The organism is Phycisphaerae bacterium (assembly GCA_024102815.1).
GTDB lineage: Bacteria > Planctomycetota > Phycisphaerae > UBA1845 > UBA1845 > JAGFJJ01.
Genome location: JAGFJJ010000069.1, coordinates 82,767 through 95,505, shown reverse-complemented (window position 1 = coordinate 95,505; position 12,739 = coordinate 82,767). Strand labels below are relative to the sequence as shown.

The 12,739-nt window shown below is 62.5% G+C and carries 8 protein-coding genes; 2 read left to right on the top strand and 6 right to left on the bottom strand.

Going from position 1 to position 12,739, the window contains the following annotated elements:
* Positions 1 to 103: 103 nt before the first annotated feature.
* A complete protein-coding gene (locus tag J5J06_16615; protein ID MCO6438718.1) occupies positions 104 to 2,617 on the bottom strand; it encodes an ATP-dependent Clp protease ATP-binding subunit in 2,514 nt (837 codons plus the stop codon).
* Between the two features lie 422 nt (positions 2,618 to 3,039).
* Between J5J06_16615 and J5J06_16610 the strand changes: the two genes are divergently transcribed.
* Positions 3,040 to 4,848, top strand: a complete 1,809-nt coding sequence (locus J5J06_16610) for a GTPase domain-containing protein (protein MCO6438717.1) — start codon at positions 3,040 to 3,042, stop codon at positions 4,846 to 4,848.
* Positions 4,841 to 6,718: a GTPase domain-containing protein gene (locus J5J06_16605; GenBank protein MCO6438716.1), complete on the top strand. Its 1,878-nt coding sequence runs from the start codon at positions 4,841 to 4,843 to the stop codon at positions 6,716 to 6,718. The genes J5J06_16610 and J5J06_16605 overlap by 8 nt, the downstream gene beginning before the upstream one ends.
* A gap of 49 nt (positions 6,719 to 6,767) precedes the next feature.
* On the opposite strand, the gene J5J06_16600 is transcribed toward J5J06_16605, so the two are convergent.
* From J5J06_16600 to J5J06_16580, 5 genes are all read right to left on the bottom strand, one after another.
* On the bottom strand, positions 6,768 to 7,760 hold the full coding sequence (locus tag J5J06_16600) for a sigma-70 family RNA polymerase sigma factor (protein MCO6438715.1): 993 nt from the start codon (positions 7,758 to 7,760) through the stop codon (positions 6,768 to 6,770).
* A gap of 392 nt (positions 7,761 to 8,152) precedes the next feature.
* Positions 8,153 to 9,439, bottom strand: a complete 1,287-nt coding sequence (locus J5J06_16595; protein MCO6438714.1) for an ABC transporter permease — start codon at positions 9,437 to 9,439, stop codon at positions 8,153 to 8,155.
* Between the two features lie 92 nt (positions 9,440 to 9,531).
* Positions 9,532 to 10,455, bottom strand: coding sequence for a site-specific DNA-methyltransferase (locus tag J5J06_16590; protein MCO6438713.1), 924 nt, complete (start codon positions 10,453 to 10,455; stop codon positions 9,532 to 9,534).
* Between the two features lie 79 nt (positions 10,456 to 10,534).
* Entirely contained in the window at positions 10,535 to 12,058 is a 1,524-nt protein-coding gene (locus J5J06_16585; GenBank protein ID MCO6438712.1) for an aldehyde dehydrogenase family protein, read from the bottom strand.
* A gap of 111 nt (positions 12,059 to 12,169) precedes the next feature.
* Positions 12,170 to 12,679, bottom strand: a complete 510-nt coding sequence (locus tag J5J06_16580) for a hypothetical protein (protein ID MCO6438711.1) — start codon at positions 12,677 to 12,679, stop codon at positions 12,170 to 12,172.
* Positions 12,680 to 12,739: the final 60 nt, after the last annotated feature.

Here is a 12,739-nt window from a genome sequence, read left to right as displayed (position 1 = left end):
CAGCGCTGAAAAAAGGGGGCCCGAAATGCGGGCCCCCTGGGCAGGCAAAAAGTCGTCCTTCGGGAACTCGATTCCCCATGCTCCCCTGAGCTGGGGGGCCGACCTACGTACCTTCACCGTGACCGGCGCCGACGGGCTCGCCCTGCGACGTATCCGCGGCAATTCCCTCCAGCTTGAGCGTCGGTTTTTGCCCTTCCTCGCTCGGCGGCTGGAGTGTAACCAACACACGGTTCTTGCCGGCGAATTCACCGCGGAGCATGGCCTCGGACAGGGCGTCCTCCAGGTGGTGCTCGATCGCGCGGCGGAGCGGTCGGGCACCGAACTTCTCGTCCGTGCCGATGTCGATCAGGTGGTCCTTCGCCTCCGGCGTGACCTCCAGCGACACATTCTGCTCGGCCAGACGCTTGGCCAGCTTGTCCAGTTCCAGATCGAGAATATGGACCATGTCTTCGTGATTTAGCTTGTGGAACACGATGACCTCGTCCAGGCGATTGAGGAACTCCGGACGGAAGTAGTTGTCGAGCTCTGTCTTAAGAGTTTCCTTCATCTTGCCGTACGAAATCTCCTCAGTCCGCTTCTGAAAGCCGAACTCCTCCTGGTGCGTGATGCGGTGCGCGCCCACGTTGCTGGTCATAATCAGGATGGTGTTCTTGAAGTCCACGTGCCGGCCGAACGAATCCGTCAATCGGCCCTCCTCCATGATCTGAAGCAGCATGTTGAAAACGTCCGGGTGAGCCTTCTCGATCTCGTCGAGCAGGATCACCGAGTATGGACGGCGGCGGATACGTTCCGTGAGCTGCCCGCCCTCTTCGTACCCGACATACCCCGGCGGCGCACCGATCAGGCGGGAGACGTTGTGCTTCTCCATGTACTCCGACATGTCGATGACGAACAACGCATCCGGATCGCCGAACATGAACTCGGCCAGGCATTTAGCCAGGTACGTCTTACCGACGCCCGACGGACCGACGAAAATGAAGCTGCCCATCGGCCGGTTGGGGTCCTTGAGCCCACTGCGGCTACGCCGCACGGCGCGCGAGACGGCCGCGACAGCCTCCTGCTGGCTCACAATGCGCTTGTGGAGTTCGGTTTCGAGGCTCAGCAATCGGTCGGCCTCATCGCGGCCCAATCGCTTGAGCGGAATGCCCGTCATGGAGCTCACCACTTCGGCGATGACCTCGTCGTCCACGACGCCCTCAATTTCCTTGCTGCGGTCGCGCCACTCGCGCTGGAGCGTCCGCTTCTTGAGCTTGATGGAATCGATCTGGTCGCGAATCTGCGCCGCCCGTTCATAGTCGGCGTTCTTGACTGCCTCGTCCTTCTCCGCCGAGAGCTTGTCCACTTCGCGCTCGAGGTCGGTCAAGTCCGGCGGTTTGGTCATGGTCTTGAGGCGCACGCGGGCACCGGCTTCGTCCATCACGTCGATGGCCTTGTCCGGCTGAACACGCGTGATGTACCGGTTGGAGAGCTCGACGGCCGAGTCGATGGCGGTATCGGTAATCTGAACGCGATGGTGCGCCTCGTAGCGGTCTCGCAGGCCCTTGAGAATCTCGACGGTTTCACCCTTGCTGGGCGGCTCGACAATGATCTGCTGGAAGCGGCGCTCCAGGGCGCTGTCCTTTTCAATGTACTTCCGGTACTCGTCCAGCGTCGTCGCACCGATGCACTGGATTTCACCGCGAGATAGGGCAGGCTTGAGCACGTTGGAGGCATCGATCGCCCCCTCCGCTCCACCGGCGCCGACCAGCGTGTGCAGCTCGTCGATGAAAAGGATGACATTGCCCGCTCGGCGAACCTCGTTCATCACCGCCTTGATCCGCTCCTCGAATTGCCCGCGGTACTTCGTCCCGGCCACCATCATGGCCAGGTCCAGGACGACGATGCGATATTCGGCGAGAAGCTCGGGGACATCACCGGCGACAATTCGAGACGCCAGTCCCTCGACGATGGCCGTCTTACCCACGCCGGCCTCACCGAGTAGAACGGGGTTGTTCTTCTGGCGACGGCAGAGAATCTGGATGATTCGCTCGATCTCCTTGGCTCGGCCGATGACCGGATCGAGCTTGCCCTGGCGGGCGATTTCCGTGAGATCGCGTCCGAAGGAGTCCAGCGCCGGGGTCTTGCTCTTGGTTTTCTTGGTTTCGCCGCCGGGCACGGCTCCGGCCTCTTCCGCCTCTTCGCTGGCGCCGAGCAGATTGAGCACCTCCTCGCGCACATCCTCCAGACGGAGATTGAGATTCATGAGCACCTGCGCCGCAACGCCGTCTGTTTCCCGCAGAAGGCCCAGGAGCAGGTGTTCCGTGCCGACGTAGTTGTGATTCAGGTTTCGCGCTTCCTCGATGGCGTACTCGATAACCTTCTTGGCCCGCGGCGTCTGCGGAAGCTTGCCCATGGTTACGGTCTCGGGACCGCTCTTGACGAGCTTCTCCACTTCGAGGCGGACTTTACGGAGGTCGACGTCGAGGTTCTTGAGCACGTTGGCCCCGACGCCCGATCCCTCCTTGACCAAGCCGAGGAGGATGTGTTCCGTCCCGATATACTCGTGGTTGAAGCGCTGCGCTTCCTGATTCGCCAGCGCCATCACCTTGCGAGCCCGGTCGGTGAAACGTTCAAACATAGCGTCGATTCTCCCTCGGGGTCCTTGATCAACCGGGACCTCGCGGGTCCCACCCCGTTCATCGTATAATTCGCCCCTTCAACCGAGGTTTATGGGGCCGGCAACCCGGCAGGAACTGCGGCAGAAAATGCCCGCCCTGATCAGCGCGCCCGTCCCGCCAGACCCGACCTACGCGACAAAACGGCTGCAGCCCCGATAAAATTGCTTCCCGGCGCGTTTCCCGCCGGATTTTAGTCGTGTCCTCCCGCACCATCAACTTGCGTGGATCTTGCGGAAATCGACGTTTCGATTATCGACAGGCTCGCGGCATGGCATCAACCCGAGAAGTCCGAAGAAGATGAGGCTAAAGTAACGCCGCGACCCTGATGCCCGAGCCGCGGCGGGGCTGAAACGAACCGCCTGCATTGCCCTCGGAAGGAAAAGTGAAACGAACCGACACAACCTCGCGTCTCCATCCTCTTCCCGGGGACGAGCTTCGTTTGCTCTCTTCGGCTGGTGGGACACTCCGCACCGAGCGGCGATTCGATTGGCCTGAGCCCATCGTGCAGGCCGTTCACCGGATCCTGCTGGAGGACTCCTCGACGGCGCTTCCGCGTGTCGTGGCGCTGGTGGGCGGCGCGTCATCGGGCAAGAGCACGATTTTCAACAACCTGCTCGACGGCCACCTCGCGAGCCGAATTGCGGCGCGTGGGCACACGACATTCGGCCTGATCCTCGCTGTGCACGACGACGATCTCGAGCAGCTGACTCATTTGCTCACCGAACGTCGGCTGTTTCCGGAGCTTGGGCAAGCTACGGCCGGGCTGGACGGGGACGTTGCGGGGAGTCCGGACACAGTCACTGTTGTCCGCCACAGCGTGAGCGATCTCAGAGGGGTACTCCTGCTGGATACGCCTGATTTCACGTCAGACGCGGCCCGCCGGGAAGGCGACCTTACGCTGAGCCTGCTTCCTTGGTTCGACCAGTTGCTGGTCGTCATCGACCATGAACGCTGGTTCGATCGCCAGGCATTCGGTCCGCTTCGTGATGCATCCGCACAATTCGGCCAGCGACGTCTGGTTCTGTTCAACCGCTCCCGAGAGGAATCGATGGGGGCGGAGGATACCAACGCCCTCCGCGAACGGGCCGAAAGACTTGGGGCCGACGACATGGTGGTTCTGGAGTTTCGCCGGGGGCGCGGTTTCTGCCGATTTCCCCCCGATGTGCTCGATGGCGTCCGTACTTGGCTGAGGGGATCTCTCGACTCCCGCCGGAGTTCCCTGCTCACGCAGATTGCCCGCGCCGCGGAGCACGTGCTCAACCAGAATGACGAGCGCCGACATCGTCTGACACAGATGCGAGAGGCGGTGGAAGGAGCCGTCGCCCGAACAACGCCCTCGCAATGGGACACACTGACGGCCCTCCTGACGCCCGAGGAACGCACGCAATTCGATGTCGTTGCACGTGTCTTGCGCGTCCGCCAGGCGTCGGCCTGGCTCGGCGATCAGGGTCGCAGGCTGCGTTCGGCGCTTGCCGCACTGCCCGGAATTGGCTCCCTCTGGACTACAACGCGTGGGCCCGATCGCCCGCCTCAACCGTCCCATCGTTCCCGGGCCGAACTCGCCGCGAATCACGCCGGCGAAGTGCTTCGAAGGGTCGAAACAGAATTGCGCCGCGTCCACGCGTCCTCATCGTTCTGGAGCGAAATCCGCCGATGGAGCGGCACGGAGCCGCCTCCACTTGAATTTGAGAGTGCCGGAGACCATGCCGATCGTCTCCGCGAAGCCGCCACCGAATTCGATCGCGCCGTCGCCACTTGGACGCAGAAAGTCGACAAGGAATGCAGCAATGTCGGAGCCAATCTCCAGGGCGCACTGGGCGTGGGCGCGATCGGGCTGGCAGCCGTCCTGATTGCCGTGCCTGGACCGCTTGCCGTCCTTTCCCTCGCCGCGGCCAAGGGGGCTGTCGCGGGAGCGCTGGGACACCTGGCCGCCGCCAGTGGCGCGGGCTTTCTCTTGGGCCGGCCGTTGGGACGGCTCGCTTCCGTCGTCCAGGAGAAGCTTGTCGGCAGCACCGAGTTGAACGCCGTTCGTACGGCGGCCGAGGCCATTCAGCGCTTGATTGCCGCCGAAATCGCCGATCGAAAAGACCAGGTTCTTGTATTGGCTGAGTCAATGGTCCTGGCGGAAGGCGACCCCCTCCACGCCGCGCTCGAATCGGTACAGCGCATCGGAGCTTCGGGGCATGACTAGCGGAACGCTCCCGTCACTATCGCAATCTCCCTTGGCAGGGCTGAACCGGGAGTTCGCGCGCCTATTCAAGACAGAGCCATTATCGCTGGAACTTGGCGCCGATCGCAATCTCCAGGATGAACTCGTCATATGTGGGGTGATGGGGGGAAAGGATGTCGGCAAGTCCACGCTGATCAACGCACTAGCCCGGGAACGCATCGCGGTCGATCGCCAGGAGGTCGGCCGAGGAACCCACCGGCCGCTGGCATACGTGCACCGGGAGCGTGAGGTGGCGGTTCGAAATCGCCTTTCGGGCATCGCGAGCGATCTTGAGGTAGCACCACACACCGCCGACGAAATCCGCGATCTGGTCCTGGTTGACCTTCCCGACTTCGACAGCGACTTCCTGGATCACCTCACCGTGGTTCGACGAATCGTCCCCGCGCTCGACCGGGTCATCTGGGTACAGACGCCGCGAAAGATCGGCGATCGCGCCTGGGTGAGCATGTTCCGGGATTCTGTCAAAGACCCCGCCAATGTGCTGCACGTACTAAACAAGACCGACGAGCTCCTGGCGGACGCCTTTCCCGCAGCAGCCTCCACGAACCCGACAGCACGCGATTCCGCCGCCGCCTTCTGGGAATCGCAGCGACAATGGTTCCGGGAGACGCTCCAGAACGTCGTGGAGCCCGTCCCCGACGAACGGCTCTTCCTTGTGGCCGCCGTCTGCCCCGATGCCCGCTGCTTTGCGGGGCGCATCGCCCAGCGGTGGGGTGATCCGACGTGGGAGAAATTCAACGGTGATCGCGCCATGGTCGAGGGGATCGCCGCTCGCGCCGAGGCGAACCTTGACCGGCTCCGCAGCGCCGTTCTTTCCCCCCTTGACGAGCTTCGCGTGCGCCAACTCAAGGAGAGCAACCGTAGCCAGGAACACGCGGTCTGGTGCGATCGCATGAGGCGCCACTTCGACGTGGACGAAACGCTGGAGCGGCTTCGCGCGGCGACGGATGGGCAGTACTGGCAGAGCGCCGTGGAGCAATCCTTGGCGGGCGACCTGTACGAATCCCTCGTGGTCCGGACGGCATCGCGATTTCGCCGCGATACACAACTGGCCGACGAACTTCTGGAGCAACAGGTCGATCGCTGGCCGCTGCTCCGCCTGGTGTATTGGCCGCTCGGGTGGCTCTCGCGCACCGTCGGGCGGCAACTGGCTCCGTCCTCAGGTCCGTCCACGACCCAGTCCCTGCAAAACGACGAGACGGTCGTAACAAGAATCCGAATGCGAGCCGACATGCTGCGAAGCGGGGTCCTGGCCGAGCATAACGCCGTCATCGAACGGCTCGGTTTGGGCGACGAGATCCCCCAGGCAGAGTCATTGGCCGGCAGCCTCGTGGACGCACTGGATCGATCGGCGACGACATTGGAAGAAGAGCTCCTCGAACAGGTCGGTTCTCGCCGGAAGCGAGGGAACCTCTTCGGCAGACTGGGGCTCCTCTTCATCCTGCTGTGGTTTCCGATCATTCAGCCGGTCGCGGCGGGGCTTCTGGAAATCGCCGGCGAGGAGGGTGCGTGGCACACGACACGAGGCCTGTATCGCGTCGTCTCCGCTCTGAGCGCCACTCATTTGCTGGCGGGGTTCGGGGTCGTTGCCGGCGTTTACCTCGCGATTCTGAGCATCATGCACGCGCGGTGCCTGCGACGTATTCGCCGCGTCCTGGCCCCCTCCGGCGGATCGGTGCTGGCCGAAAGGGCCGTCGACATGTCCATCGCGGAAGCCTGGGTAACGCCGCTTCGCCGTCCGTTCGTGGAGCAGTTGCGTCGACTTGAAGCGCTGGAGCGGCGGCTCGCCAATGGCGAACCCTCAGGTCAGAAAAAAAGGGAGCGACAATGAAGTCGCTCCCCTTCCACCTGTCACCACGCTACCGGGGACCGCAGGCCGGCTAGGCCGCCAGATAACGGTCCTCGAGCGCGTGGCGGATTTTCTTCAGGGCGTTGTTCTGAATCTGCCGGACGCGTTCCTTGGTGACGCCGATGATGTTACCCACCTGCTCCAGCGTTTTCGGCGTTCGCGACAGACCATTGTCCGCCCGACCGATCGCGAAGCGCTCGTCGATGACCGTGCGCTCCACTTCACTCAGGCCGGCGAGATTGCTGATCAGGATTTCTTTGAGCTCGTCGACACAATCGACCTCGACATCGTCGCGACGGCGATCGACGAAATCGCTGCGCTCCATGGCCGGGTCGAATTCCGTCGGAAACGTGCCCCGGTAACGACTGGCCCGGATGGCGACCCGCGAAAAGCTCTTTAGGATCGCCCGACACGAATACGTGCTGAACTTGAACCCCCGAGAGCAGTCGAACTTCTCGACGCTGCGGAGCAGGGCCATGTTGCCTTCGCTGACCAGCTCGTTGAAATCGATATTGGCCAGTCGCGTGCGCTTGGCCATCGCCAGCACCAGCGGCATGTTCTGTCGGACAATCGCTCCCCGGGCGGAAATGACCCGCCGTCCCCACGCCAAAGCCAGACGCAGTGCGGATCGTGACAAGGTCTGCCCCGCGTTATCCAGGAGGATCTCCGTCAGCTTCATCCTCGCATAGTTGAAACGCATGAACAGATGCTGCTCGGCCTGCTGCGGCAAGGCCGGCACACGCTCGCCCGTCTTCAACGAGTCGACAATCTCGTCCTCGTACTCAACGAACCGCGTCGACGTGCGATCAAAGAACTTCGCCGGACCGCCGAACAGACGCTGCTCGCTGCCGGGCTTGTGGAAATCGGGATGGTCCACGAATTCCGCAGGCTCGGTCAGGATCTTCGTCAGCAGAACCTGATCGTCGTCCGAGAGGGATCGGATGACCGCTTCCGATGGCGGCTGTACGTTGGGCAGGGTCGCCGGTGCGTTCATCACCGCGATTTCTTTAGTTGCCGTGCCCATGATTTCCCTCCTTCCTGTTCGTTTCTTTGACGCAGACGCCCGGTCGAATGCGCGTCTCCAACGGCATCGACCCGTAATAATACGATGCGCGTCACTGTCCGGTGGCGCATCGGGCGCACAACTTCTTACAACGCAGGACGAATCGTCCAGCGCCGGACCGTTCGCTCGGCTGCGAAACCAGCCTGTTACAGGGGATTCAACTTGGGCGGGGGAACCAACTGCAAACGAAGTATACCACAAACCGGCCCGATGAACAACTGAACCGCTCTTGACCGCGCCGGACAACGCAGAATTGAGCATTCTGCGTTCTGCTCAAGCCAAGATTGACTTTATCACACCAAGTGTCCGGTCGGACCAGGCAATCGAAGTAGATTGGGGAAAACCGGGCGGAATTACTCATGGCGAAGCGCTTCGATCGGATCGAGGCGCGCGGCCGACATTGCCGGATACATGCCGAACAAAATTCCCACCAGCACCGAAAGGCTGAAGCTTACCGCCACCGACCACCCACTGACGATCGTCTGCCAGCCGGCAATGCCGGAGACGATGTGTGAGCCGCCCACGCCCAACGCAACGCCCAGCAATCCGCCCCCGGTGGACAGTACGACCGTCTCCACGAGGAACTGGACCGTAATGTCGCGTTGCTTGGCGCCCAGCGCCCGGCGGATCCCAATCTCGCGCGTCCGCTCCGTCACTGTGGCCAGCATGATGTTCATGATGCCGATGCCACCCACCAGCAGGGAGATCCCGGCGATGAACCCGAGGACGATCTGATTGTTCCGTTTCTTCCGCTTGGCCTGCTCCAGACGTTCCAGGGGAACCTTGATCTCGTAGTCGGCTTTGTCGTGGGCATGTTCGAATACGCGCTGGACCATCCGCGAAACGGGCAATACATGTTCGATCTTGTCCGCCGCCACATACACACCGGAAAACTGCATCTTGATGAATTCGCGGGAACCGGAACCGACCCGCCGAGTCGTGTCGCTGAACTGGGCGCGGGCGGTCGTGAGCGGAACAAGGACATCCCGGTTGAGGTTGCGATCCTCCACGCCCTTGGCGGGAGTTCCCGCGGTGAGGACTGAATTCAACACGCCCACGACGACGAACGGCACGGCCGACGGAAACTGATCGGCCAGGATCGTCTCGCCCAGAGGATCGCTGAAGGGGAAAAGCTCTCGGGCGATCTCTTCCCCGATGACACAGACATTCTTCTTCTCGAGCATGTCCTCGTCGGTAATCGCCCGTCCGCGGTTCACCGAGACGTTGATGGTGCCGAAAAACTCCGGCGTGGTGCCCACGACGTCGATCGGGGCCTGCCGCTCTCCGCGACGGACGCGGTACGAAACGGTCTTGAGAGGCACGACGGCAGCCACGTGGGGAACCGTTGCCTCGATGATGTCCAGATCGGCCGTGGTAATCCCATATTCGACGAGGTTGGTGTTGCCCTGGGCAACCTCGCGGGTCTGCGGCGGCTTGACCGAGTTGACAATGATGTTCTTCGTACCGAGCAGCTCGAGCATGCGGAGTTCGTCGGCCGACGCCCCCTCGCTGATCGACAACATGCAGATCACCGCGGCCACACCGAAAATGATGCCCAACGAGGTAAGAAACGAGCGCAGCTTGTGCAGCCGCAGGTTGTGCAGCCCGAGCTTGAAGGTTTCGACGGAGAGAAGACGCATGATGATCTACCGCCGCAATCTTAAGCCGGCATCCCTCTCGCCCACCAGCATCCTGTTTGCCAGAAGTTGTCGTCAGGTTATCGCGACGGTAACTATCCGACGCGTTTGAGTCGCCGCCCGTTCTTGGTTTTTGGGGCGCTTTCCACGGGATTGGCCGGCCCCTTCAGGGCATCGCCGGGCTTGATTTGAGCAAGCCGGGCTCGAGCCAGCTTGGCGTACGACTGCGATATTTCGAATCCGGCGTACCTCCGGTTGAGCTTCTTGGCAACCGCCAACGTCGTACCACTTCCCACAAACGGATCGAGCACCAGATCCCCCTCGTTCGAGCACGCCCGGATGATCCGGCCGAGGAGCTGCTCGGGCATCTGGCAGCCGTGCCAGCCGCGGCGCTCGTTAAACGTGCCTGCCACCCGGGAAAAGTACCAGGTGTCGCTTTCCGGCGGGAAGCGCTCGGGGATGTCCTGCGGGCGGAGCACAAAGCCATCCTTGGTGGGCACCTCCGGCGGGAGCACCGGGGCCATCATCCAGGTGTCGTCGGGGCTGCGGCCGCCCTCCACGGCCCGCTTGTCGCCGTAAACCAGCTCCCGCGCCGACGGCACGCGCACGTCCTTGGCGTTGAAGGTGAACTTCTTGCGATCCTTCACGAAGTGAAACAGGTGGGCGTGGCTGCGGGTGAACTTGGTCTTGCAGTGCACGCCGAAGGTATAGAACCACACGACCCAGCTTCGGCAATGAAGGCCCAAGTCGCGGGTGCAAAGCACCTTGAGCTCGGCTGCGAATTCGTCGCCGATGGCCAGCCAGAACGTGCCATTGGGCTTGAGTACGCGCTTGACACCTTCGATCCACTGCCGCGACCAGTCGAGGTATTCCTCGGCCGCGCGGCGATCGTCGTAGACGTCGTACTTGTACCCGATGTTGAACGGCGGATCGGCAAAGACGAGATCGACGCTACCCTCTTCGAGGTCGGCCATTCCCTTGATGCAGTCGCCTTGGATGATCTCGCCCGAGGAACTCATGCCTTTTGAATCCTCTCTGTTCGCTGCACCGGGGCTCGAGAGTCCGCGCCGGTCGAAGCCCCCGGCTCGCATCGCTGGCTCAATCTCCAAACTTGATGCCCTGCGCCAGGGGCAGCTCTGCGGAGTAATTGATCGTGTTTGTCTGGCGGCGCATGTAGGCCTTCCAGGAATCGGAGCCGCTCTCGCGTCCGCCGCCCGTTTCCTTTTCGCCGCCGAACGCCCCGCCGATTTCCGCGCCGCTTGTGCCGATGTTGACGTTGGCGATGCCGCAGTCGCTGCCGGCCGCGCTGAGGAAACGCTCCGCCTCCAGCAGATCGCGGGTGAAGATCGCCGAGCTTAAGCCCTGCGGAACGCCGTTGTGCAATGCGACGGCTTCGTTAATGTCGCGGTAGGGAATGATGTACAGAATTGGGGCGAAAGTCTCCTCCTGCACGATCTTGAACTCGTTCTTTGCCGCGGCGATGCAGGGCGTGACGTAGCATCCGCCGGGATACTTGTCGCCGGAGAGTTCCTCGCCGCCGTAGAGCACCTCGCCGCCCTCTTCTTTGAGCCGAACGAGAGCATTCATCATGTCGTCGACCGCCTTCTTGTTGATGAGCGGCCCCATCAGCGTGCCTTCGTCGAGCGGATTTCCGATCGGCACCTGCTTGTAGGCGGCGACCAGGCGATTCACCAGATCGTCCCGCACGGACTCATGAACAATGATACGCCGTGTTGATGTACAGCGCTGCCCCGCGGTTCCGACGGCACCGAAGAGAATCGCCCGCACAGCCATGTCCATGTCGGCCTTGGAAGAGACGATGATGGCGTTGTTGCCGCCAAGTTCGAGAATCGTCCGGCCGAGGCGCTTTCCGACCACCTCGCCGACCCGATATCCCATGCTGCAACTGCCCGTGGCCGAGACGAGCGGGATGCGGCGATCGTTGAGAAGCATTTCTCCGACCGACCGGCCCGGACCGATGGTGAGCGAGAACAAAGCCGGGTCGGCACCGGTATCCCGGCACACGCTTTCCGCGATCTTCGTACAAGCGATGGCCGTGAGAGGGGTCTGCGAGGACGGTTTCCAGATGACCGAATCGCCGCATACCGCGGCCAGCGCCGTGTTCCACGACCAGACCGCCACGGGGAAATTGAATGCGCTGATCACGCCCACCACGCCGAGCGGATGCCATTGCTCAAACATGCGGTGGAGAGGCCGTTCGGATTGCATGGTGAGCCCGTAGAGCTGCCGCGACAGCCCCACGGCAAAATCGCAAATGTCAATCATCTCCTGGACTTCGCCTTCGCCCTCAGCCCGGATCTTGCCCATCTCCAACGTGACCAACGCGCCGAGTTCCTTCTTGACATCCCGAAGAGCGTTTCCCAGTCGGCGGATGGTTTCACCGCGAACCGGGGCCGGGACAGTCCGCCACTTCAAGAAGGCCTCATGTGCCCGGGAGACGATGCGCTCAAAATCGGCCGCCGTGCATTGCCGAACGCCCCCGAGAATTGACCCGTCAATCGGGGAAGCGACCTCAAGTCGATCGCCGCTTCCGCACCACTCGCCACAGAAGCCGCCGGAATTGATATCCTCGATGCCCAGTTTTTTCAGCAGATCTTTCATGACTACCTCTCAACCATGAACGCAGAACGATGGCGCTTCCAGTCGGGCGCAAGGATAGGATGGCACGATCGGGCGTCAAGTTGCGGGTCGTGCGGACCCCTGCCTGAGGCGTCAGTGGACCGCGCGGCGCACGCTCCGGCGTCCCGGGCGGGCGAACGGTGTTCCGCATTCCGAGCAACGTCCGCTGCGGTTGCCGTACAGGTTGTAGCCACATTCGATGCAGCATCCCCGCCGAACGCGGATGAATCGCAGCACGGGACCGTAGGCCAGCGGCACCGAGCCCAACAGCGCCAGCGTCGCGGTAACGAGCCAGAGCGGGAACACGATCCATGTCGTTCGATAGGGCCCATGACGCCGCGACGTCATCAGGATGCTGGCCTTGATCGGCCGTGGATCGCGTGTCAGTGGCGCAGCGAACTCGCTCTTGCCCGCGATCGACGTGGGCATGTCCAGAATCTCGATCGTGCAGATGCCGTTGTTGAGGTAGACCCACATCGACTTGTACGGCGTGACATCCGAGCGCGACCAGGTGGGCGTGTGGCTTCGGTACCAGAGGGAGCCCGCCAGCGGCAGGAGAATCAGGCTGAGAATCGCGATCGCCTTGCCGACCCGTCCCGTCATGCCCGCCCCCTCGACCTGTGATTACCGCCCTGCTCACGCTCCCGCAGGCTGCTCGCTCAA